At 34.5% G+C, this 24,785-nt stretch carries 21 protein-coding genes and 1 pseudogene; 17 read left to right on the plus strand and 5 right to left on the minus strand.

Annotated features, from left to right (window positions below):
* Window positions 1-64: 64 nt before the first annotated feature.
* The 6 genes from psiE to BG05_RS14340 all read left to right on the plus strand — a co-directional run bounded on the left by psiE (window position 65) and on the right by BG05_RS14340 (window position 6,638).
* Window positions 65-484 carry a phosphate-starvation-inducible protein PsiE gene (gene psiE, locus BG05_RS14315; protein ID WP_002167875.1) on the plus strand — a complete coding sequence of 140 codons (420 nt, stop codon included), beginning with the start codon at window positions 65-67 and terminating at the stop codon, window positions 482-484.
* 178 nt (window positions 485-662) lie between these two features.
* Window positions 663-1,595, plus strand: a complete 933-nt coding sequence (locus tag BG05_RS14320; protein WP_002185234.1) for a bestrophin family protein — start codon at window positions 663-665, stop codon at window positions 1,593-1,595.
* Window positions 1,596-1,824: 229 nt separating this feature from the next.
* Complete coding sequence (locus tag BG05_RS14325) at window positions 1,825-2,802, plus strand: agmatine deiminase family protein (RefSeq protein ID WP_002185236.1); 978 nt, start codon at window positions 1,825-1,827, stop codon at window positions 2,800-2,802.
* Between the two features lie 44 nt (window positions 2,803-2,846).
* Entirely contained in the window at window positions 2,847-3,668 is an 822-nt protein-coding gene (locus BG05_RS14330; RefSeq protein ID WP_002185237.1) for a MerR family transcriptional regulator, read from the plus strand.
* Between the two features lie 81 nt (window positions 3,669-3,749).
* On the plus strand, window positions 3,750-5,492 hold the full coding sequence (locus BG05_RS14335; protein ID WP_002185238.1) for an amidohydrolase: 1,743 nt from the start codon (window positions 3,750-3,752) through the stop codon (window positions 5,490-5,492).
* A 96-nt stretch (window positions 5,493-5,588) separates the two neighbouring features.
* Window positions 5,589-6,638, plus strand: coding sequence for an agmatine deiminase family protein (locus BG05_RS14340; RefSeq protein WP_003190734.1), 1,050 nt, complete (start codon window positions 5,589-5,591; stop codon window positions 6,636-6,638).
* Window positions 6,639-6,692: 54 nt separating this feature from the next.
* Here the strand turns inward: BG05_RS14340 and pepF are convergent, their stop codons facing one another.
* Together pepF and BG05_RS14350 are read right to left on the minus strand one after the other, a co-directional pair.
* Entirely contained in the window at window positions 6,693-8,480 is a 1,788-nt protein-coding gene (gene pepF / locus BG05_RS14345) for an oligoendopeptidase F (protein ID WP_033734195.1), read from the minus strand.
* 118 nt (window positions 8,481-8,598) lie between these two features.
* Window positions 8,599-9,390 (minus strand): arylamine N-acetyltransferase family protein, encoded by a 792-nt coding sequence (locus tag BG05_RS14350; RefSeq protein WP_002033438.1) that lies wholly within the window; start codon window positions 9,388-9,390, stop codon window positions 8,599-8,601.
* A 216-nt stretch (window positions 9,391-9,606) separates the two neighbouring features.
* Between BG05_RS14350 and amyS the strand changes: the two genes are divergently transcribed.
* The 5 genes from amyS (at window position 9,607) to BG05_RS14375 (ending at window position 15,476) form a co-directional block, all read left to right on the plus strand.
* A complete protein-coding gene (gene amyS, locus BG05_RS14355) occupies window positions 9,607-11,148 on the plus strand; it encodes an alpha-amylase (RefSeq protein ID WP_002167880.1) in 1,542 nt (513 codons plus the stop codon).
* A gap of 529 nt (window positions 11,149-11,677) precedes the next feature.
* The gene (locus tag BG05_RS14360; RefSeq protein ID WP_002185242.1) at window positions 11,678-13,579 is read left to right on the plus strand and encodes an endonuclease MutS2; all 1,902 of its coding nucleotides are present in this window, start codon (window positions 11,678-11,680) and stop codon (window positions 13,577-13,579) included.
* 6 nt (window positions 13,580-13,585) lie between these two features.
* Window positions 13,586-14,110 carry a GNAT family N-acetyltransferase gene (locus BG05_RS14365; RefSeq protein ID WP_002185243.1) on the plus strand — a complete coding sequence of 175 codons (525 nt, stop codon included), beginning with the start codon at window positions 13,586-13,588 and terminating at the stop codon, window positions 14,108-14,110.
* A 157-nt stretch (window positions 14,111-14,267) separates the two neighbouring features.
* Window positions 14,268-14,978, plus strand: coding sequence for a histidine phosphatase family protein (locus BG05_RS14370; RefSeq protein WP_033708031.1), 711 nt, complete (start codon window positions 14,268-14,270; stop codon window positions 14,976-14,978).
* Between the two features lie 45 nt (window positions 14,979-15,023).
* Entirely contained in the window at window positions 15,024-15,476 is a 453-nt protein-coding gene (locus BG05_RS14375; RefSeq protein WP_033734197.1) for a hypothetical protein, read from the plus strand.
* Between the two features lie 76 nt (window positions 15,477-15,552).
* Here BG05_RS14375 and BG05_RS14380 read toward each other — a convergent pair whose 3' ends face one another.
* A complete protein-coding gene (locus tag BG05_RS14380; RefSeq protein WP_002128409.1) occupies window positions 15,553-16,518 on the minus strand; it encodes a quinone oxidoreductase family protein in 966 nt (321 codons plus the stop codon).
* A 122-nt stretch (window positions 16,519-16,640) separates the two neighbouring features.
* Between BG05_RS14380 and BG05_RS14385 the strand changes: the two genes are divergently transcribed.
* Window positions 16,641-17,528 carry a LysR family transcriptional regulator gene (locus BG05_RS14385; RefSeq protein ID WP_002185245.1) on the plus strand — a complete coding sequence of 296 codons (888 nt, stop codon included), beginning with the start codon at window positions 16,641-16,643 and terminating at the stop codon, window positions 17,526-17,528.
* Window positions 17,529-17,815: 287 nt separating this feature from the next.
* Here the strand turns inward: BG05_RS14385 and BG05_RS14390 are convergent, their stop codons facing one another.
* A complete protein-coding gene (locus BG05_RS14390; protein WP_002185246.1) occupies window positions 17,816-18,304 on the minus strand; it encodes a DinB family protein in 489 nt (162 codons plus the stop codon).
* A gap of 202 nt (window positions 18,305-18,506) precedes the next feature.
* Here BG05_RS14390 and BG05_RS14395 point away from each other — a divergent pair, with 202 nt between their 5' ends.
* Together BG05_RS14395 and BG05_RS14400 are read left to right on the plus strand one after the other, a co-directional pair.
* Window positions 18,507-18,962 (plus strand): DinB family protein, encoded by a 456-nt coding sequence (locus BG05_RS14395; RefSeq protein WP_002014205.1) that lies wholly within the window; start codon window positions 18,507-18,509, stop codon window positions 18,960-18,962.
* A 278-nt stretch (window positions 18,963-19,240) separates the two neighbouring features.
* Window positions 19,241-20,277: pseudogene (locus BG05_RS14400) on the plus strand (DUF4003 domain-containing protein).
* A gap of 146 nt (window positions 20,278-20,423) precedes the next feature.
* On the opposite strand, the gene BG05_RS14405 reads toward BG05_RS14400, so the two are convergent.
* Window positions 20,424-21,188, minus strand: coding sequence for a DUF817 domain-containing protein (locus BG05_RS14405; RefSeq protein WP_002185248.1), 765 nt, complete (start codon window positions 21,186-21,188; stop codon window positions 20,424-20,426).
* A 276-nt stretch (window positions 21,189-21,464) separates the two neighbouring features.
* On the opposite strand from BG05_RS14405, the gene BG05_RS14410 reads away from it, so the two are divergent.
* From BG05_RS14410 to BG05_RS14420, 3 genes are read left to right on the plus strand one after another with little or no spacing between them, the layout of a single operon-like run.
* Window positions 21,465-22,499 carry a FecCD family ABC transporter permease gene (locus BG05_RS14410; protein ID WP_002185249.1) on the plus strand — a complete coding sequence of 345 codons (1,035 nt, stop codon included), beginning with the start codon at window positions 21,465-21,467 and terminating at the stop codon, window positions 22,497-22,499.
* Window positions 22,500-23,516 carry a FecCD family ABC transporter permease gene (locus BG05_RS14415; protein WP_002185250.1) on the plus strand — a complete coding sequence of 339 codons (1,017 nt, stop codon included), beginning with the start codon at window positions 22,500-22,502 and terminating at the stop codon, window positions 23,514-23,516. It begins immediately after the preceding gene.
* Window positions 23,517-23,537: 21 nt separating this feature from the next.
* Window positions 23,538-24,446 carry an iron-hydroxamate ABC transporter substrate-binding protein gene (locus tag BG05_RS14420; protein WP_002185251.1) on the plus strand — a complete coding sequence of 303 codons (909 nt, stop codon included), beginning with the start codon at window positions 23,538-23,540 and terminating at the stop codon, window positions 24,444-24,446.
* Window positions 24,447-24,785 lie beyond the last annotated feature (339 nt).

Raw genomic sequence — 24,785 nt, forward strand, 5'->3', positions numbered from 1 at the left:
TAACGATAATTGAATAAAAGTATATTGTCATTATTGGTTTATATGGAAAAGGAGAAAAATGTTTGTGGTAAAGAATTTTAAAAAAGTATTTTCGTTTTTCCCTATCGTTCTACAGTACATTATAAATGTAGCTTTGATCTGTTTGGGAATTGTTTTAAGTGTGTTTCTTATGAAAGAAGTCATTCAATTTATACAAGAACTTAAATTAAATAGTGAGGAATCTAGTTATCATTTAATTGATAGCATTGTCGTATTCTTTTTATATTTTGAATTCATCGTAATGATTATAAAGTATTTTCAAATGAACTTTCATTTTCCATTACGATATTTTATATATATAGGTATTACGGCTATTGTTCGTCTAATTATTATAGACCATGATAGTCCAATGGATTCATTGATATATGCTTGCGCGATTCTTGTATTAATTAGTGCTTTATTCATTGCAAATTCTAAAATAATGCGTCGTGATTTAGAAGAGTGAACGTTTGTTGTTTAAATCAAAAAAGATGTTTTATCTTTTGGTAAAAAGGAGTAACAGTATTGAAAGAAATAATCTTAACCAGTTTTATAATAATAGGGTTTATGATTCTACTATTTAATTGTATACTTTCATAATTTAAAAGAATAAAAGGTTAATAAGGAAAGAGGTTTTTGTAAATATGGTTCATTACAATAATCAAAATAATTTACATCAAATATTTACATTAAAGGGAACAGTTATAAGAGATATTTTCCCGCAAATTTTATTATATATATGTATTTCAACGATAGTAACTGTGATTAATTATTATTATGTAGAAATAAAAATTAATCAAACTCCTTGGGTAATTGTTGGAGGAGCTTTAGGTCTACTGTTAGTTTTTCGTACTAACACTGCCTATGATAGGTATTGGGAAGGTAGAAAGTTATTTGGCACAGTTGGTGCTTGTACTAGAAATTTGGCAGTTAGTTTTTTATGTTATTGGGAGTCTGAAGGGAAAAAGACGGATCAGGAAAAATTAAAATTTTTACATTTGTTAATTGCTTTTCCAAAGATAGCGAAAGGACATTTGAGAGACGAAAAAGATTTATCCGAAATAAAAGCATTGTTTGATATTTGTTCTGAGAAGGAAAAAGAAATGTTGGCTGAGTCTATTCATTTACCGATTAGTATAGTTTTTATGTTAAAAACTATACTATCAAAAGGTTTGAAAACGGGTCAAATTCACCCAAATGCAATAATTAATATGGAAGCTGATTTGAATACTATGCTTACGGCTGTGGGTGGATGTGATCGGATCAAAACAACGCCTATTCCTTTTGCATATTTTGCTCACATTAAAATTTTACTGCTCATATTTTGTGGGACTTTATCGATTGGTCTTGTTGATAGTCTTGGATGGTTTACAGTACTTGCAACTACGTTTATAAGTTTTGCATTTATAGGGATTGAAGCAATAGGAGTTGAAATTGAGGATCCATTTGGTCAAGATCCAAACGATCTGCCGCTAGAAGGGATTTGCATTGGTGTAGAAACGCATTTAGTGAATTTATATAATCAAAACGCTCTATTAGAAGTAATGGATTTGAATCTTGATAAAAAAATCATCTAATCCTTCATTGTGTACGACGATTAAAATTTAAAAATCTTGTCAAGAGTCAGTTTACGGCTTAACGACGTCTTTATATTTTTTATATAAATATATAATATTTCTCCGTGCTATAATCCATTCATGAAATGTGCACGTTTCAAAAATTGTAATGAAAAGAGAAATGAATTGGGGAATAGTTGGCTTATTGAAAACAGTTATTCAATCATTATTAAAAAGCGAGGTAAGTAATATGGAACAAAAACATAGTGGCATTATTTTTACTGCAATACCAGATGAATCGAATGAATATTATCGACCATTTTATGAAGACATTATTTATTTTAATGAATACTTAAATGAAAATAAAGCAGTTACCGATCAACTTATATCTTTATCTGTTGAAGAGCAAGACTTTCATACAAACTTTTTTGAGTATGATGATATTTGGCTAAGAGATGTTGCACCAGTTGTAACAAATCATCTAGTTAAATTCAAATATCAACCGAATTATTTACCGAAAGATCAAGGACGATATTTAGATCAACAATTTAATAAATGGTTGAAAAAGAACGATTTTGAATATGTGACATCTCCATTGATATTAGACGGTGGAAATCTTATTTGGAATAAAAAAGATACCGTTATATTAACGGAACGCATATTTGATGATAATTATGATTGGACGGAAGAAGAAATTATAGAGCAACTGGAATGGGATTTAGATGTGAGTCGGGTTATTATTATTCCTGCTGAAGAGGGAGATGTACTTGCACACGCAGACGGGATGGTTAAATTTATTGATGAACATACAATGTTTATTAGTGATTTTTTAGGGGATCATGAATTTAGATATAAGGTTCAAGAGATTATTCAAGGGCAAATGCCAGAGGCTGAATTTATAGTTGTTCCTTCGTCATATACAGAGAAGGGTCAATACGATGAAGAGATAGCGTCAGCAAAAGGTTTATATATAAATATGTTAGAAACACGTGATACGCTTTACGTTCCTAAGTTTGGATTAGCTAAAGATGAGGAAGTTTTAAGATATATTCAACAGCATACTGAGAAACAAGTTATTCAAAGTCATGTAGGAGAAATATCGACAATGGGAGGCGCGATGAATTGTTTAACGTGGTATTGTCCTAGTCATTTGTTACCTTCAAAAATGAAAAGGCTGAACGATCAGAATGAAGGTTCTTCAATCAGAAAAATATTTGATTGGTTTTAATAAATAAGCTTATATATAAGAGAATGTATTCAAGGGGTATTTATATGTATACAATTACTGAGTTTTCGCGGATTTGTAAAATGAGTACACGGATGCTAAGGCATTATGATAAAGAGGAAATATTGAAACCAGCATATGTGAATCCGGTAAATGGATATAGATATTATGAGCAAGGGCAGCTTGAAATAGCGCTGAAAATTAAAAAGCTAAGGGAGTATAAGTTTCCTTTACCGAAAATCAAAATAATTCTTCAATCATCAGATCAAGATTCATTTATTAAACATATGCAATCACAAATTATAGAATTGTCTCATGAGGTGAAACAAAATTTACAGGTTATTTCAGAAATGAATGAAATGGTAAATATGAATTATGCTTTAAATACTGCTTGTCATAGAAATTACGATATATTTATTGGAATGAGAAATGAAATAACAGTAATTGCTCAAAGACTGCAAATAAATATAGATGATATGGATGATTATTTTTATGACTTATATGAAAAAGTACAAAAGCATAACTTACAAATGGTCGGTTCGCCCTCTACGGTCTTTTATGATGAAGAGTATATTCCAAATGAAAGTGATGTTGAATTAAGGATTCCGGTCATGCATGGGAACAATAAAGATGTAGTACAAGAATATGAAATAAAAAAATTAAATCCACATCAAATCGTTACTACTATGCATTATGGAAGTTATGACTATATAGGCTACGCTTATATTGCGTTAGAAAAATGGATTGAAAGAAATGGTTATGTAATAGATGGTTCACCATATGAGGTCTACATAAAGGGACCTGAATGTGATTGTTTAGTAGAGGAGTATGTGACACAAATTTGTTTTTTAGTTATGAAAATAGACTGAGAATAAGGATTGACATTAACATTATGTCAATCCTTATTCTATTTATGTAAGTAATTCATCATAATAAAAAGGAGAAAGAATATGAAAAGAACAATCATGATTATTTGTCTGATTCTAAGTATGACATGGTTTTCAGCGTGTACTCCTGGAGTAGGAGAAGGTGAGAATGGTAGCTTCGTTCTACCAAATCAGTTGCCAAAAAATGTAGTGTTTAAAAATGGTACAATCTATACTTCAAATGACAAGCAAGACATTGTAGAGGCTGTAGCCGTTAAAGAAGGGAAAATTACATTTGTTGGTTCAAACAAAGATGTAGAAGGATTTATAAATGAAGATACGAAAGTGGTGGATTTACAAGGACGTTTTATTCTTCCTGGTTTTGTGGACAATCACAATCATATATTTGAGGCGAAATCACCAGCAGCAGGGAATTGTAGTGTTTCACCGGATGCTGCGCTGCAAGAACAACGCTCGTATTTAAAGGCTTGTAAAAAAGATGTGAAAGATGGCGAATGGATAAGCGGAACAGGATTTAGTTTGGAAGAGCTGTTAAAAGATATGGACGAAAAATCAGAACAACAAACGCCATTACAAGTTCTTGATGAGTTATTTCCTAATAACCCTGTATTAATTATGGAAAGAACTTCTCATTCTGTATGGGTTAACTCAAAAGCATTGGAAGTAGCGGGAATAAATAAAGAGACGAAAGATCCGCAAGGCGGAAGAATCATCCGGGATCCAGAAACAGGAGAACCTTTCGGGCTTCTGTATGATACAGCAGGGGATATCGTGATGGAAAAAGCATGGAATTCCCAGCCCAATCTCTTTGAAAAAAATTATGAAGGTTTGTTAGACGGTTTAGATGAGGTTGCGAAGAATGGTATTACTACAGTCGGCGATGGACGTCTTTATTGGAAACGAGGCTGGTTAGATGTTTGGAATAAAGTTAATGATGAGAAAAAGTTAACGTCGCGAGTAGTACTTCGTCCGTGGGTATATCCGAACTTAAATGAAGCAGAGCAAATGGAGTATTTCAAAAAAATTAAGCGTGATGATGTATCATCTAGAATGCTTATTAATCAAGTGAAGATGTATAGTGATGGAATTAGCATTAACAGCACAGCTAAAATACTAGAAAAATATAAATTTGAGTGGTTTAAAGGAACACCGTACGGTTTGAACTATATTCCAGAAGGAAAAATGAAGTGGTGGTTGAGTGAACTCAATAAAATTGGTTACGGTGCACTCATCCACACAATTGGAGATGGCGGAGTAAGAGAAAGTTTAAATGCAATTGAAGCAGCGAAAAAAGAAGGGGCGAATCAACCTTATACGCTTACACATGTGGAAATGGTAGAAGATAGTGATATAAATCGTTTTGCTAAGTTAGGTATTAGCGCTGATTTCCAAGTAGGTCATGATTTTGCAGAAGATCCTAAACAAAGCTGGGCAAGTGCGTATTTTACAAATCAACAGATGAAACGAATTATGCCGTTAGGACGCATTTGGAAAACAGGAGCAAATGTATCGCTTAGTAGTGATTGGGACGTAAACGAACTGAATCCACTTGTGACAATTTCGAATGCGTTAAGTATTGAAGAGAAAGGCTTATCTGATATATATGCAGCTATTGATGCTTATACAATTAAGCCCGCCAAAGCATTAGGCCTTGATAATATTACTGGTTCAATTGAAGTAGGTAAATCAGCCGATATGGTATTGCTAAATGAAGATATTACTAAAATGAGTGTCGATAAGATTCCGAATGCGAAAGTTTTAGTGACGGTTTTACAAGGAGAAGTAGTGTATCACAAGGGAAAATAAAGAATCAGTTTATGAAGTAGTTAATATATTTCTGTTGACCTTAACACGATGTCAAAGTTTAGACTGAACTTACATTCGAAGAAGGGGTGAACACGTATGAGAAATATAGAAAATAGTTTGTTTTATATGCCTGCTGAGTGGGAAAATCATGAGGGGACATGGCTCCAATGGCCTCATGATAAAGCTCATAGAGGTGAAGGTTACAGATCTAAGCTAGATGATATTTGGGTAACGATGGCAAAGGAGCTTCATTACGGTGAGAATGTGCATATTGTTGTATTTGATGAGGAAGAAAAAGTACATGTACAATCGAAGTTAATTGAAGCGAATGTAGATATGGATAAAATTGATTTTTTAATTGAAGAAACGGATGATGTTTGGATAAGAGATAATGGACCGATCTTTGTAAAAGATAAGGAAGGCAATCTCTGTTTAACACACTGGGTATTTAATGGTTGGGGGGATAAATATCCGTATGAAAATGATGCTGTTATTCCGGAAAAAATAAGTGAAATGTATAGCATTCCAAAAGTTAAATCTAGTGTCTGTATAGAAGGTGGAGGAATAGAGATAAATGGAAATGGCACCTTAATGGCGGCAAAAACTTCTATTATAAATGAAAATCGAAATCCTACACTAAATCAGGAAGAGATTGAAATAGAGTTAACGAAGTATTTGGGAGTAACGAATTTTATATGGATAACTGGTATTCGCGGAGAGGATAATTATGATGAAGATACAGATTACCATATTGATGGGGCAGCGCGTTTTGTAAATGAAAATACAATTCTTTATGAATATGATCCTTTTGGGGAAGGAGATTCGTACCTTTTGGAGGCGCAGGAAAAGCATTATCAAGAATTGCGACAAGCGAGAAATATAGATGGAAATCCATTTCAGCTCATACCAGTACCGGTGACAAGAAAAGTGGTAAAAGAGGCAGACTGTAAAGGTTCGTATTTGAACTTTTATATTGGAAATGAAGTTGTATTGGTTCCTATATACGGTGATGAACATGATAAGTTAGGACTTCAAATCATTGAAGGGCAGTTTCCAGGAAGAAGAATTGTCGGTGTTTATGTAAATGAACTGTATGCGTATGGTGGTATGATTCATTGTGTGACGCAGCAACAAGTGAATAAATGAAATGTATATTTTATATGAAAAAGCATGCAGATTCTATAATCTGCATGCTTTTTTCTATAATGCTGAAAACTCTTCAACAAGTTGGGTGAATCGATTTAATGCACTTTCAATCGGTTCTGGTGTAGTTAAATCAACGCCAGCTTTTTTCAGTAGGTTTAATGGATAGTCAGAACTTCCGCCTTTAAGGAATTCAATATAGTTTTTCTGAGCATTTGGATCACCGCTTAATAATTTATCGGCGATTTGAATGGCAGAAGCGAATCCAGTTGCGTATTTGTATACGTAAAATGGACGGTAGAAATGAGGGATTCTAGACCAGCCATATTTTACTTCTTCGTCAAATACGAGAGAGTCGCCATTATATTCTCTAAATAAGTTTTCGTAAATTTCACTAAAGACTTTGGCATTTAATGGTTTACCTTGTTCGGCCATTTCATGTGTGATTTTTTCAAATTCTGCAAACATGATTTGTGTAAAGAAAGTACCTTTAAAGCTATCGATAAAGTAGTTAATTAAATGATTACGTACGTTCGTTTCTTTTGCTTCTTTTAATAAATAATGAATTAATAACACTTCATTTACTGTAGAAGCGACTTCTGCAACAAAGATAGTATAGTGTGCAGAAATTCTTGGTTGGTATCCGTGTGAGTAATGCGTATGCATACCGTGCCCGCATTCATGAGTAAGGGTGAAAAGGCTATTTAAATCATCATGATGATTTAAAAGAATGAAAGGATGAACGCCGTATACACCAAAGTTATAAGCGCCAGAACGTTTTCCTGGTGTTTCTCTCACATCTATATAGCGTTTATCTTTAAAGTTTTTTAATGTTTCGATATATTCTTTACCTAAAGGAGCTAGTGACGCGATCATTATATCAAACGCTTCGTCGTATGGAATGTCTTGTTTTACACCTTTTACTAAATCAACACTCAAGTCGTATTGTCGTAGTTCATCTACATTTAATTTTTCTTTTCTAAGTTCATTATACGTATGTAATGATTGAATGTTTTTTTTCGTTGTCTCAATTAAATTTTCATATACTTCTTTCGGAACCATGTCGCCAAATAATGATTTTTCTAAAGCTGATGGATATTTTCGTAGCTTTGAGACAGTAACATTGTTTTTAATAGCTGCGGACAAAGTAGAAGCGATAGAATTCTTTAATTGAACGTATGGTTTGTAATAAGCTTTATAGGCTTCTTCACGTTTCTCACGATTCTCATCTTCTATTAGCTTTGAATACATTCCACGTGTTAAGTTTACTTTTTCTCCATCATCAGTAGTCACTTCACCAAAAATTATATCTGCATTATTTAACATGCCAAATGTATGCTGCGGGGAGGAGAGTGCTTCACCCATTTGTGATAAAATCTCTTCTTGGTCTTTATTCAAAACGTATTTTTTATAACGGTATAGCTCAAATAAGTCTTCTTTATAATAGTGTAAGCCTTCGGTTTCTTCTATGTAAGAATATAATGTGTTTTCATCTACGCTAAGTAAGAATGGAGAAAAGAAAGATTTAGCCGCACTTACTTTCACGTGTAATTGTGATACTTTATCGACAAGGGATTGAGCGTCAGTATCGCGTGTATCAAGATCAGATTGTAATCGTGCATAAGCGAACATTAAAGATATTATGCTAGATATTTCTTCACTCTTTGTTAAATAAGCTAATAAACTATTGCCGTCATGAATATTTCCATTAAACTTGTGTAATTCATTCGTTAATACTTCAATTTTATGAAAATCGCTTTCCCAATCTTCAATTGTATGATAAATATCCGTTAAATCCCATTTTTCTTTATCAGCTACTTGTAGTCGATCTTTAAGTTCAGTCATAATCATTTCCTTTCTAAATATGTAGTTATATTCCTATATAACTATGAAATACAACAAATTGCAAAAAATCCCTGCTGGAAAATGAAAAGCCTTGCAGGAAATGGCGAGGCTTTAAAAGTTATAATGTAATGCCGAACGTTGAATGAAGGAGGTTTGTATATTGCTCTTTTGTAATTGTTTCTTTTGTTTTATTTCTATTTTTCGTTACTGTAAGGCTATCTTTTGTTAATGATGCGTGCCCGTCATGAGTAAGTTTTACAACAAGAGGTACTTTGTTAAATGGTGAACCTTCATGTTCAACAATAATTTTTTGTGCTGCATTTGCTTTCGTTTCATCCACTTCTTCCAAGTAAAATGCATAACCTACTGTCCAATCATCAGTAGAAGATTGATCTAGAAACTCATTGCTTTTACGCATTTCTAAAATATAATTACCTTTTTCAGTCGTTTCTTTACGAATACGATAGTCGCCTGTTACAGAATGAACGATCTCACCTGAGAAAGGAACAGGGGAAAGGGGTAAATATGATCCGAAACCTACTTCAATTAAGTAAAGTTCATTATGATGTTGTAAAACAGTTGCGATATGCCCTGAATCTACAGCCCATATAGAATTTGCAGCGTTATAAACTGTTCCTGAAACGAGATGGACATCGAATTTAGAGTCTTTAAGGAAGTAATACATAGCCGGATTCAATTCATAACAAAGGCCGCCACGGTTGTTTATTAAAATTTTTTCTTTTAGATTTTCTTTTGATATTTCTTTAAAGTTGTTTTCGAGAATATTTAAGTTTTCAAAAGGGACAGTTTGTGCCATTGCGTACATAATGTTAGGTAAATCTTCAAATGAAACTTTGTGTTTTTCTTCTATATTTAATCTTGCAAAAAATTGTTTTTGAAAGTCGGTCATAGAAATCCCTCCGTTATGCTTTTATAGATAAATTGTAAACAATTTTGAATCCGATGTGAATTTTAAACTATATGGGGTACTTGTGGAATAGTTGAATTCATATTTTGAAAAATAATGTGAGAGATTAAAAGATTGTTACTTTACTAACTGTAGAACGAATATTATAATAACTTTAATAAATTATGCAAACGTTTTCTTGAAAGGGATGGTGTAAATATGTTGAAAAGGATTACGGTAGTCTGTTTATTGTTTATTTTGCTTTTTCCTAATATATATGAGGGAAATAAGGCAGAAGCAGCAACAGTGAACAATGGAACATTAATGCAGTATTTTGAGTGGTACGCTCCGAATGATGGGAATCATTGGAATCGTTTGCGTTCCGATGCTGAAAGTTTAGCTCATAAAGGAATCACATCTGTATGGATACCACCTGCATATAAAGGGACTTCGCAAAATGATGTAGGGTATGGGGCCTATGATTTATATGATTTAGGGGAGTTCAATCAAAAAGGAACGGTGCGGACGAAATATGGGACAAAAGCACAGTTGAAATCTGCAATTGACGCTTTACATAAGCAAAACATCGACGTATACGGTGATGTAGTTATGAATCATAAAGGTGGGGCTGATTATACTGAAACCGTAACAGCTGTTGAGGTAGACCGTAACAATCGAAATATTGAAGTATCAGGTGATTATCAAATTAGTGCATGGACGGGGTTTAATTTTCCAGGGCGCGGAGATGCTTATTCTAATTTCAAATGGAAATGGTATCATTTTGACGGAACGGATTGGGATGAAGGAAGGAAATTAAATCGAATTTATAAATTTAGGGGTGTAGATAAAGCGTGGGATTGGGAAGTGTCTAGCGAAAATGGAAATTATGATTATTTGATGTATGCAGATCTTGATTTTGATCATCCTGATGTTGCGAATGAGATGAAAAATTGGGGAACATGGTATGCGAATGAATTAAATTTAGATGGCTTTCGTTTGGACGCTGTTAAACATATTGATCATGAATATTTACGCGATTGGGTAAATCATGCCAGACAGCAAACGGGGAAAGAAATGTTTACAGTAGCTGAATATTGGCAAAATGATGTTCAGGCTTTAAACAATTATTTAGCGAAAGTCAATTATAATCAATCTGTGTTTGATGCACCGCTTCATTACAATTTTCATTATGCTTCAACAGGAAATGGGAATTATGATATGAGAAATATTTTAAATGGAACAGTAATGAAAAATCACCCTGCACTCGCAGTTACTCTCGTTGAGAATCATGATTCTCAGCCTGGGCAGTCATTGGAATCTGTAGTAAGTCCGTGGTTTAAGCCGCTGGCATATGCATTTATTTTAACTCGTGCAGAGGGCTATCCTTCAGTTTTCTATGGTGATTACTATGGGACAAGCGGAAATAGTAGTTATGAAATTCCAGCGTTAAAAGATAAAATTGATCCAATTTTGACGGCACGAAAAAACTTTGCATATGGTACGCAGCGTGATTATTTAGACCATCCAGATGTGATTGGCTGGACAAGAGAAGGCGATGGTGTACATGCTAATTCTGGTTTAGCGACATTACTCTCGGACGGACCAGGAGGATCAAAGTGGATGGATGTTGGAAAGAATAACGCTGGGGAAGTATGGTACGATATTACGGGTAATCAAACAAATACTGTAACAATTAATAAGGACGGATGGGGGCAGTTCTATGTAAGTGGCGGCTCAGTTTCCATATATGTTCAGCGGTAAATTGGTGATGAAAAGAAGAGGTAGACTGAAATATAAGTTTCCTCTTCTTTTTTACATTCTGCATAGTTATTAAAGTATGACACCTTTACTTCTTACAAAACATATAGTATGATGATTTCAATAAATTAGATTTCAATGAACATAAAATATAAATTAATGAGAGGTGCTTTTTGTGAGTGCGGTAGGTACTAAATAGGAAAAATTTAATGAAATAAATCGGATAAGACCAGGGGATTTTTATGTATATCATACCCCTAATTTTGTCATGCATTTATTTCGAAACCTATGAAGATACCTACAATACTTTATAAAGCGTGTAATAAGGGGAGTGCCATCCGTTTTTATGGCTTATTTTCTCATATGTTATTACACATGCCTTGTAAATGTAAAAGCTGCGGTATCCCCGCAGCTTTTTTGTATATGTTTTTAATGTATAAACATGGTAATTGAATAATGTAGAACTCATTGGAATCTAATGAGTAGGTATCTTCATTTATGATATAAATCAATCATAGTGAGGAGAAACAAAATGAATACGATGACTTTTGAAAAGTTACAATATAACGAATTAATGGAAATAGTGAAATCATATTGTATAAGTGGATTAGGTAAGGAATTATTAAATAAATTAGAGCCGAGTACGAGTATAAAAGTAGTGAGAAATCGCTTAAATGAAACGACAGAAGCACGAGCTATAGTAGATGCAGAAGGGCATGTTCCTTTCTTCGGAATTTCCAATATCGCTAGTACAATTCAAAAATTAGAAAAAGGGATGATTTTAGATCCAGCAGAGTTAGTGAGCGTTTCAGACTTTTTACGTGGGTGCCGAAAGATTAAAAAGTTTATGCTAGATAAAGAATTCTTTGCGCCAGTATTATCTTCGTATGCAAATTCAATGTCTGAATTTAAAAGTATCGAAGAAGAAATTAACTTTTCGATTAAAGGAAATGGCATTGATGCAGCTGCTAGTAAAGAGTTAAAACGAATTCGAAATAACATTGATTCTGTAGATGGAAAAATAAAAGAACGTTTAACAAAATTTTTAAATAGTAGTGCAAATAAGAAGTATATTCAGGAATTCTTTATTAGTAAAAAGGATGATCGCTATACGATTCCAATCAAATCTACCTATAAAAATCAAGTTGCGGGAAGTATTGTTGAAGCTTCCGCTAAAGGTTCTACTGTATTTATAGAACCACATACGGTTACAAAGTTAAATGCGGAGCTCGCAAGTTTGAAAGCAGAAGAAGCGATGGAAGAGTATCAAATTTTAGCGACTTTATCAGGAATGGTATTAGAAAATATTTATCATATAAAAATTAATATGGAATTGATTAGTCAATATGATATGGTATTTGCGAAAGCGAAGTTTAGTAAATCAATCGATGGAATAGAGCCGAAATTAAATGATCATGGCTACATTCATTTAGTGAATTGTAAGCATCCGCTTTTAAGTGGGAAAATAGTACCATTAAACTTTGAAATCGGTCAAAACTACCGAAGTTTAATTATTACAGGACCGAATGCGGGCGGGAAAACGATTGTGTTAAAAACAATCGGATTGTTAACATTAGCGACAATGTCAGGCCTGCACATCGCTGGAGATAAAGAAACGGAAATTGCTATTTTTGACAACGTATTTGTAGATATTGGTGATAATCAAAGTATTGAAAATGCACTAAGTACATTCTCATCGCATATGAAAAATCTATCCGAGATTATGAGGATGTCAAATAATAATACATTACTACTATTTGACGAAATAGGAAGTGGTACAGAACCGAATGAAGGTGCGGCGCTTGCGATATCTATTTTAGAAGAATTTTACCTCGCGGGATGTATTACAATTGCGAGTACGCATTACGGTGAAATAAAACGATTTTCAGAAATGCACGGTGATTTTATGAACGCAGCAATGCAATTTAATAGTGAGACATTGGAGCCTCTTTATAAATTAGTGATCGGTAAATCTGGTGAAAGCAATGCACTTTGGATTGCAAATAAAATGAATGTAAAAGAACATGTACTGCAAAGAGCGAAAGAGTATATGGGAAATAAAGAATACGCTATAGAAAAAGTGAATGAAAGCAAAATAAGAAAACCGAAAATGGTGCAAGAAAAAAGAGAAAATGACTATGAATATAAAATCGGTGACCGTGTGAATTTATTGGATCATGATGATTTTGGTATCATCTATAAGGAAAAAGATAATTTCTATAATGTTGTTGTATATTATAACGGTGAATTCGCTGAAGTGAATGTAAAACGTATTACTTTAGAGGTAGCGGCGAAAGAACTATACCCAGAAGGATATGATTTAAATACACTATTTGTCGATTATAAAGAAAGAAAAATGCAGCACGATATGGAGCGCGGATCGAAAAAAGCGCTTCGTAAAATCCAAAAAGAAATAAGAAAGAATAGAGGATAATATAGAATGGTAACGATTAGACAAGAACAACAAAATGATTGTAGTAAAACTGAAGAAGTTGTAAAACAAGCATTTTCAAATGAAGAATTTAGTGATAAAAGAGAACATGAACTTGTAAAACGTATTAGAAAATGTGATGCATTTATTCCAGAATTATCATTAGTTGCGGTTGATGAGAGAATAGTGGGGCACATTTTGTTATCAAAAATTACAATAGAACAGGATGGAACTTCTGTAAAATCATTAGCACTTGCACCAGTATCAGTTACTCCAAGCCATCAGAAAAAAGGAATTGGCAGAAAACTGATCGTAGCTGCTTTAGAAAAAGCGAAAGAACTAGGATATGAATCTGTTGTGGTATTAGGGCATCCAGAGTACTATCCGAAATTTGGATTTAAAAAAGCAAGTGATTGGAATATAAAAGCACCATTTGAAGTGCCAGATGAAGTGTTTATGGTGATTGAGTTAGGTGAGAACGCTCTGCAAGGTGTAGAAGGAATTGTACAGTATTCGAGTGCTTTTGCTGAGTAGGAGTATCGGTTAAGGAATAATCATAAAAGATGCTATCTTTTTGTAGGGATATACAGAAAGGTAGCTTTTTTATTAAGACGATTCACTTACGTATATTTTGCTCAATGAATAATTAAGGTGGTAAAATTGATATAGAAATGTAAAGGGAGAGAATATGATGAAGAATCGAGAAACAGATAGCAATGAGAATGTAGTTACGTTATATGTTACAAGACACGGAAAAACAATATTAAATACGAATCATCGCGCGCAAGGCTGGGCAGACTCCCCGTTAGTAGAAAAAGGTGTGGAAGTTGCCTCTAATTTAGGAACGGGATTAAAAGATGTTCATTTTATGAATGCATATAGTAGTGATAGCGGCCGAGCGATTGAAACTGCTAATTTAGTATTAAAATATAGTGAGCAATCAAAGTTAAAACTTGAGAAAAGAAAAAAATTACGAGAATTAAATTTTGGTATTTTTGAAGGTGAAAAACTTGAAAATATGTGGGATGTGGTTGGAAAAGCTGCAGGCGTTGCATCACCAGAAGAACTTATGAAGTTTTCTATTCAAGAAGTGATTAATCTTATTAGAGCAGCAGACCCTACGAAACAAGCGGAAGATTGGGAATTATTTTCTACTCGCATAAAAACAGAGATTGATAAAATTAGTGAAGAAGCTGCTAAAAATGGAGGTGGCAACGTTTTAGTTGTCGTTCATGGGCTTTTGATTACTGCCTTAATAGAAATGTTAGACAGTAGTAAAACAAAACTGGGAGTAGAGAATGCAAGTGTAACGAAAGTTGTATATCAAGATGGGGAATATACAGTAGAATCGGTTGGAGATATGAGTTATGTTGCAAAAGGGAAAGAAAGTGTGGAAATTTAACAGGGTGTATTACGATTCCTTTTAGATTTTCAAAATGGGGGAATAATGGATTTTCAAGATTTGATGGAATTTAAAGGATATATATATTTAAACAAATTGTTTGAACCTGAAGAAAATTTATTGAGGGTACTTATTGATAGGTGCAAAGTTAATAAAACTAAGGGACTTATGAAAATTAAAGATGAGGTTGAAATAGAAGCATCATCCATTGATGTTGATGCCAATCTGCCAATGGTGCAATTGGATTCTGAATCGTATATTGCTTACTCCGTTACTAATGAATCGTTTACTGTAATGGATGACTACGAAATTTCAGAAGGTAGAATTTTTAGAGTTTACTCAAAATCAAGATATTTGGATTTTGTTAAAGCAGGAACAATTGCTGAATTTATATTTCCTGAAGAGCAGTTCGTTCACTATCAAATTCCTTGTTTGAACCATATCATCGACATTATTTCATATGATGAGCCGAAAATTACTGGAATAAAAAGAAACTAACAAAATTTCATACTAAAAGAGCATCGGAATCGATGCTCTTTTATATGCTTATCTTTTCTTTTTTTTATTGTAAAGATTACGGAATTAATAAAATCTTCCCAGTACTTTTTCGGCTCTCTAATAATTCATGTGCAAGAGCACCATCTTGTAAAGAGAATGTAGTAGGACTCGCGATGTTTAATTTTCTACTAGCAATCCAATCAAATAATTGAGCGGAGCGCTGCTTACGTTCCTCAAAAGTAGTAAGTACATTCCAAAGGTCTCCACCTGTTAAAGTCTTTGAAGTATCCATAAGCATACGTGGATCTACAGGTATAGGATTACCGCCGGCCATTCCGTAAAATACGACAGTACCGCCAATTTTAGTAGCGTTAAAACTTTCCACGAGTGTAGAACCTACTGATTCATACACAACATTTACTCCGGCACCATTAGTCACCTCAAGTACTTTCGTATGCCATGCTTCAGTATATAAAAATACGTGATCAGCACCAGCTAACGTAGCTACTTGTGCTTTTTCTTTTGATGATGTAAGACCGATTACTGTTCCGCCCAGTAGTTTAATCATTTGAACGAGAAGTTGACCAACGCCACCAGCTGCAGCGTGTACTAAAGCTATATCGCCTTGTTTTATTTGATAGCTATCTTTCGTTAAATAATGTGCTGTTAGACCTTGCAATAAGACAGAAGCGGCTGTTTCAAAAGAAATAGAGTCTGGAAGTGTAATTGCTTTTTCAGATGGAACGGCAACTAATTCTGCATTTGAGAATGGAACGTCAGCAAATGCAATGTGGTCTCCGGGATTGATAGTAGTAACGTTAGCTCCTACTTTTTCAACAATACCAGCGCCTTCATAACCTAATATATAAGGCGGGTTACCAGCGAGATGATAATCGCCGCGGCGTCTATAAATATCAGCGAAGTTTAATCCGATTGCTTGCATGCGAACAAGAACTTCATTTGGATTTATGATTGGATCATGTATTTCTTTATATTGTAGTACATCTGGACTTCCAAACTGTTCGAAACAAAGTGCTTTCATATGGAATACCTCCATTTTATTGTTTGTCGATGCTATTTATCATACAATACAAATATCAATAGAAAAAGAGGATTATTTCGATGAAATCAATCGGAAATACCGATTGAAAAGAGGGATGATAAATGGAGATAAAACAATTAATTACATTTAAAGTAGCAGCGGACACTTTGAACTTTACGCAAACTGCGAAGAAATTGAACTTTGCTCAATCGAGTGTAACGGCGCAAATTAAAACGTTAGAGGCTGAGCTCGGTACGCCATTATTTGAAAGATTAGGAAAACGTCTTTTCTTAACTGAAGCAGGCAGGAAGTTTCAACTATATGCTGATAAGATGATTGCACTCAGTAACGAAGCGAAAATGGCTGTGAAAGATGATGAGGAAATAGCGGGTACGTTAATAATCGGTGCACAAGAAAGTCAATGTACATATAGGCTTCCATCTATATTAAAGAAATTTAAAGCACAATTTCCCCAAATAAAGCTTATATTTAAACCTGCACATTCCAATAAAGATGCGAAGGAACAATTGATGGAGGGGAAAGTAGATCTTGTATTTATTTTGGACGAATGTAAAACAGAGGATGTTTTACGTGTGGAGCCACTTATGAAAGAAGAATTAAAAGTAGTAGCTGCCCCTACGCATCGTTTACTTGAACAACCTTCCGTTTCTACAAAAGATTTAGAAAGCGAAACACTTTTACTAACAGAACTAGGTTGCTCGTATCGGACTTTATTTGAAGAGTTATTCCGTGCGGAAGATGTATACCCAGCAAATAAGATTGAATTTGTTAGTGTCGAGGCAATTAAACAATGCGTTATTGCAGATTTAGGTATAGCAGTTTTGCCAGCAATAGTAGTAGAAAAAGATATACGAGAGGGAACGATAAAGGAATTAGTCTTAAAGAATACAATCACTCCGATCTATACGCAAATTGCTTGGCATAAAGATAAATGGATGACAGCGCCACTGCAGCAATTTATTGAGGTGACGAGGGAGTCTTTTAATTAACGGGTGTTATAAGTGAGGAAGTAATATAATAAACGATTAACTTATTTACGGAAAGAAAGAGCATGTTTTGAAATAGATTAATCAAAACGGGCTCTTTCTTTTTGTGTTTATCCCGCTATTTGTGGGCAGTAAGACTCCCACCTTAAAATTTGGCTGGAGCAAAGAAGTTAGGTGGGAGATCAACTGCCCGTAAACGCCCGATTGGTGAAGGCTAATAATCAGTGGAGGACGAACAAAGCCCTCACTGATTAAAGTTTCACTTTATTAAGTTCAGTTGCAGTAATTAACTAACTAAGGTCTGTGTCAGGAGGAGTGTATCCGAGGTGACGAGCCATTGATACAATTTGACCTTTATGATGAAATTCATGTGTTTCCGCATGAGTTAAAAGCCATAGAGGAGTTGTGCTCCAAGGTTCTTTTTGCCATTTCACTTCATTTGCTATATTTTCGAGCCAACGGTCATTGTATTCATCTAAAAAACGCATTACAACCTCATCGACTAACTTAAATCTAGCACGAGCTTTCTCGACATTTGCATGCTCAATTTCATAATCACTAGCGAATGAAAAATCTGCTCGTTTTTGCTTGAATGCGAATGATCCAAGCCAGTATCGGTAGCAATCAGCTACATGAATATGGGTTTTTAAAATGCTGCCACTTCCGAAATTAGGAACCGTGCTGTGCAATTTTTCTCGTGGGATTTCTTCTAAAAACGAAAATAGAGTTTCTCTTGTAGAGCTAATAAGATTATATTGCTGTTTTAAAACATGTAACATGCAACTACACTCCTCTTTTATTTACTAAACTATTTGTGTAGTAAGTAATTCTATATTTACGAGGGGTGAACCTTTTATTATTTTTACTAAGCATATTAGATGTTTTTCTTAATTGTTTCTGATAGATTAAACAAGGTGAAACTTTAATAAATTTAACATCCTTAGTTCATAATAAATTGTACATAAAAAAGGAGACGATAAAATGAATAGAATAATTGGTTTAAAACAATTTGAAATAACGCGTGGGGCATTACTTCAATTTATGGAAACGTTAGATGACAAAACTGCGGATACGCAGCCGGAGGGCTTTAACAATACAATTCGCTGGCATATCGGTCACGTGTTAACGGCGGCAGAAACTTTCATGTTTGGAAGAGAATTTAAACAATTACCAACTGAATATCCAGGTATGTTTGGATATGGTTCAAGACCATCTAAATGGAAAACAGAAGGACCGTCATTAGAAGTGTTAACGGTTCAATTAAAAGAACAAGCGAAGCGCATTCAAGAAATTCCAGCAGAAGCATTTGAAAATAAACTTCCAGAGCCATTTTTAGGGTTGGAAACAGTTGGAGAGCTTTACGGTATGATGCTTTATCATGAAGCAGACCATATTGGGCAAATGAAGGCGATGGAACGTATTATTAAGGCTCTTTAGTTTTTGGTAATGTTAAATAATATATAGACAAAAAAGGGTAGATAATTTATTATCTATCTTTTTTGTTGTTGAACTTCTTGAAGGATTAAGGATTATGAACGCTAATCATCGTGATGCTGATGAAGAAGGAAAGAAAACCAACCAATTAGGATAAAGAAACATCCTAAGTTTTATGGTAGTTATTATTTTTTTTGTATTACTTAATAGAAAAATATTGAAAATAATACAGAAGAAAGTATAAGGTTGCAAAATCTGTATGAAATAGGGTATTCCTAAATATGGAATATACGTATAATAAAAGAGAGGAACTAGAAAATGGGGGAATACTATGATTACATTGGAACAAAAGTTGGAGCAATACACACATACATATGCACAGTTAAAGGGAGAACTAAAATGGAAAACGAGTGATTCTCGAACAGGTATGATGATTGCTGCTATGTATGCAGGTAGTGATAAACTGTTTGATCTCGGACGTTTTTTAGAAATTAGTAGTTATATTAAGAATCAGGTAGGGATGTTTTCATACTTAAAGTCTTATCATCGCTTTGTGGTGTCCGCAACATTAGATATTCACTTTACAGATTACAAGGAAGCTTTTCAGAGGTTTTTAGATTTATATGAACAATTGGTCGCTGGTGGCTTTAGCCGGAGTATATTTACTTATCTCGCAGCAGCTGTGCTTTTAACAGAAGAAAATGAACAGCATGGCACGCACATTCAGCGTTCGATACAAGTATATAAACGCATGAAAAAGGATCATCTCTTTCTTACAGGTACAAATGATTATCCGCTCGCGGTTTTACTAGCAGGACAATCAGAGAATGTAGAAACACTTATGGACCGAGTGGAACGTCTGTATCAGAAACTAGCGAAAGCTGGTTTGCGTAAAGGGAATGATCTTCAGTTTTTAAGTCATATCCTCTCACTAAAGAAGGATGTCCATGAAGAAATGTTAGTTGCAACATGTACAAGCATTTGGAAGTTGTTAAAACAAGAAAAGGTAAAAGTGAAACAGATGCATTATCCAGCTATCGGGCTACTAGCGTTACTTGAGGATGGAGAAAAAGAGATTCATTCTATTCGAGCATTCATTGAAAAATTGCAGGGGGAGAAATTATTCCGTTGGCATACAGATACGAATATTCTTATTGCTATTCAACTGTTCGTAAGTCAGAAAGGTGAGGAAAGTAAAGCTACCAACACAGGTTTACAAACAATGATAGAAGTCCTCATACAAGCACAACAGGCAGCTATGATAGCAACGATTGCCGCTTCATCTGCAGCAACCTCTTCTGCTAGTACTAGTTCATAATGTGCAACTGCTTATGCTCTCGTAAATTATGATGAACCTATAATGCCTTTGATGAGGACGGTTTAAAAAATATTATTAAAAAAGGCCTATCACTCTCTAATGAGTGATGGGCTAACTGTTTTTAAACTGTTTTTACATAATCGGCATTATCTTTTCGACTGCTTCAAATGTTTGAGTTGTGTAACAATCATAATGCTAATAACAACGAGTAAAAACCATGAGCTAATTTTGCTTAAGTGAACGAGGCTCCATGTTTCCCGTTGATTTGGATATTGCCATGCTCCGAAGAAGGTAGCGATGTTTTCTGCAATCCAAATAAAGAATCCGATAAGGAAAAATGAGAGTACGAGCGGCATTTTATATGTAACGCCTCGTAATGAAAATTCCACAAATGTGCGAAAGAAAACAATGAATAAAATTAAAGTTAATACCCATCTAAAGTCATATAGAAAATGATGTGTAAAAAAATTAAAGTAAATCATTGCTCCTAGAGGTATTGCAAAAATAGCTTTCGGCCAATGATGCATTTGTAAATGCAATCTTCTCCACGCTTGGCATATGTAACTTGCGACACTCGCATACATAAAACCGCTGTAAAGCGGAACTCCGAAAACTTTTGAATACGCCTCTTCAGGATAACTCCATGAACCGAAATGTACTTTATATATTTCTAGTAAAAGGCCGATGAGGTGGAAGACAGTAATTACTTTTAGTTCGTCTTTCGTTTCAATACTAGTCTTGTACATAATCCACTGCATAAGAAGGCATACGATGAGTATGAAATCATATCGGTACAGCCCTGGAATCGAAATGATTTTTGAAAGAGCAAGTGTTAAAAAAATAACGACAGGGAACAAACAGGATAATGCTTGTTCATAAGTAAAATAGAGTAGTTGTTTTACATAAAACATGTTTTCACCTTCAGGATTATTATTTGAAAAATCAAAATAATAACTTAGTATACTACAAATTTGAAAATAAAACAGTACGTCATTTTGCATGTATTTGGAAGTTTTAGAAGGGAATTGTAATAAGTATTTTGATAGTTTAACAAAGTAAAAAAATAGTTTGCTATTTAAAAAAAGTGGGGATATAATATCTAAATGAAAATGATAATTATTATCAATAATGATTATAAATAAAAAATAATTATAAAAAAGAACTGAATATAAAGGATGAAATGAAACATGTTACATAAGTCTACTGTACATGCTGGCAATAATCGCTGGATACATATTAAGTTCATATGTTTCATGAGCTTAACAATTATATGTTTAATTGGAGCTATATTTTTAGCCGTTGCATTTGGTGCAAAGGATATCCATTTGCAAACTGTGTGGGCAGCGGTTTTTGATTATAATCCGAAATTAACACAGCATCAAATTATTTATGAATTAAGGCTCCCAAGGGTAATTGGCGCAGCAGTTGTAGGAGCTGCTTTTGCAGTCGCTGGAGCTGTTATGCAAGGGGTAACACGAAATCCTTTAGCTGATGCAGGTGTACTCGGAATAAATGCAGGTGCGATGTTTGTAGTAGCACTTAGTTTTGCTTTTTTCCCGCATATGCCGTATTCCTATTTAATGATTGTCTCCTTTATTGGAGCAGTTTTAAGTACAGTACTCATTTTTATTATTGGATCAGCAACATCAGGCGGGCTAACGCCGATGAGGTTAACGATTGCAGGGGCAGTTATGGCCGCGCTTTTACATTCGTTAAGTTCAGGTGTCGCGATTTATTATGACTTAAGCCAAGATTTAGCATTTTGGTATGCTGGTGGTGTTGCGGGGGTTAAGTGGGAACACTTGAAATTTTTAGTGCCTATTATTCTCATAACAATTGTTTTTGCGACAGTGCTAGGGCGATCTATTTCCCTCATATCAATGGGGGATGACGTTGCTACGAATTTAGGTGTAAAAACGAGCCGAACGAGAATACTTGGGATGATTATAGTAGTCATTCTTGCAGGTGTGTCTGTTTCAGCTGTTGGTTCCATTGGATTTGTAGGACTTGTCATTCCGCACATCGCTAGAAAATTAGTAGGTGTTAATTATCGGCTTAGTATTCCTATGTCAGCATTATTAGGAGCTATGTTATTAGTTTTAGCTGATTTAGGGGCAAGAACAGTAAATCCTCCTAAAGAACTTGCGATAGGGATTATGGTAGCTCTTGTTGGAGTGCCGTTCTTCCTCTATATAGCACGTAAAGTTGGGAGTGAGCTATAAGTGAAGAATCTTTTTAACAAGGATAAAAAGAGGGCTATTACTGTAACTACAATTTTCGGATGTATAAGTATTGCTGTAGTTTTGATTAGCTTAAATACAGGTACACTGAGTATTGCACCATTCAAAGTAATTCAAACGCTTTTTGGCTATGGTGATTTTGAGAGTGCAACCGTGCTATACGATTATCGTATGCCAAGAATTATAATTACAATGTTAGCAGGTATTGGCCTTGGGGTTTCCGGTGCGATTTTGCAAGGATTATCTCGGAATGCTCTCGCAGATCCTGGTATTCTTGGATTACACTCGGGTGCATCTTTCGGGCTTATTGTATTTGTTACTTTCTTTCATTCTATTAACGAGAGTGCATCGATTTTAATACCGTTATTTACATTTGGCGGAGGAGTGTTAGCTGCATTTCTTATTGTTTTGCTTGCGAGTGATCGGTCGAAAGGTTTACTTCCCATTAGACTTATTCTTGTTGGTATTGCAGTTTCAGCTGGTTTTAGTGCACTTTCGTTATTTTTCTCGCTCAAGTTAAATGATGAGACGTATACATTCGCTTCTAGGTGGTTAGTTGGTAACGTGTGGGGAAGAGATTGGATTCATGTCCTAGCGTTATTACCTTGGATTTTGATACTAACTCCGTACGCATGGCTGAAATCCAAAACGTTAAATGCACTGTCACTAGGTGATAGTGTAGCAGCAGGACTTGGTGTATCTGTTCAAAAAGAACGGTTACTGCTTTTAGCTACAGCGGTAGGATTGTCTTGTGCAAGTGTATCAATGGCAGGGGGAATTGGCTTTATCGGCTTAGTTTCTCCGCATATCGCAAGAAAGTTAGTAGGTAGTACATATCAACATTTCCTTCCGTTAGCTGGCATAATTGGAATGATTATTTTAGTACTCGCGGATACGATAGGGCGATCTTTATTTGAGCCAAACTCTATTCCAGCTGGCGTAGTAGTAGCGGCTTTAGGTGCGCCATATTTTCTTTATTTACTTACAAAAACAAAATAAATACTTCAAAGAGGAGAACATATGAAAAAGAAACTTACTATTTTATTTAGCATTATGTTTATTTTAGTATTATCAGCATGTGGTCAAACGAAATCTAGTGAAGAGGCAACTAAAAAAACTGAAAAAAGTAATGATCCAAAAATTGCTTCTATGTCTATTCATTTAACGAATAACTTACTTGCATTAGGAATTACACCGGTAGGTTCTGTAATTGGTGGAGATTTAAAAGATTTCTTACCTCACGTGAAAGAACAGTTGAAAGATACGAAGAAACTGGGCGTTGTAACAGATCCGAATATGGAAGCATTACTACAATTAAAGCCATCTGAAATTTATGTGGATGAAAAATATGCTGGCAAAGATTTAACGAAATACGAAAAAATTGCAAAAACACATACTTTTAATTTAGATGAAGGTACGTGGAGAGATCATTTAAAAGAAGTAGGTAAACTTGTAAACCGTGAGAAAGAAGCAGATAAATATATTCAAGACTATGAAGAACAATCAAAACGAGTAAAAAGTTTAATAGATAAAGAGTTAGGTAATAACGAAAAAGTAATGGCAATTCGCGTTACTGCAAAAGAATTACGTGTATTTAGTACGAAAAGACCGATGGGACCAATTCTATTCCAAGACTTAGGATTACAACCTGCAAATGGTGTAGAGAAAATTGATGGAAACCGTCCTTTCGAAGTAATTTCACAAGAAGTATTACCTGACTTTGATGCGGATGCTATTTTCGTTGTCGTAAACAGAGACGATAAAGCAAAAGCAGCATTTAAACAACTGCAAGAAACACCAATTTGGAAAGACTTAAAAGCTGTTAAAGGTAAGCACGTATACATTATTAATGATCAACCATGGCTTGACTATTCTGCTTTAGGTAACAAAATGGCAATGGATGAAGCAGAGAAAATGTTTACGAAATAATACAGTTTTGCTATTAGGAAAGGCCCTCTAAATTTGGAGGGTCTTTTTATTGTTGTTATTGTTAGAATAAATGAAAAATTATACAATGAAGTTAATTCAATGCAAGGGAGATGTGCCAATGTCAGCGCTTATTGTAAGTATCCCGTTAAAAAAACAGTTTATGGAACAAGGGGATAAAGTGAAACTTTAATCAGTGGGGGTTTTGTTCATCCCCCACTGATTATTAGCCTTCACCAATCGGGCGTTTACGGGCAGTTGATCTCCCACCTAACTTCTTCGCTCCAGCTGAATTTTGAGGTGGGAGTCTTACTGCCCGTTAATGCGGGATAAATAGGCTAG

The organism is Bacillus mycoides (assembly GCF_000832605.1).
GTDB lineage: Bacteria > Bacillota > Bacilli > Bacillales > Bacillaceae_G > Bacillus_A > Bacillus_A mycoides.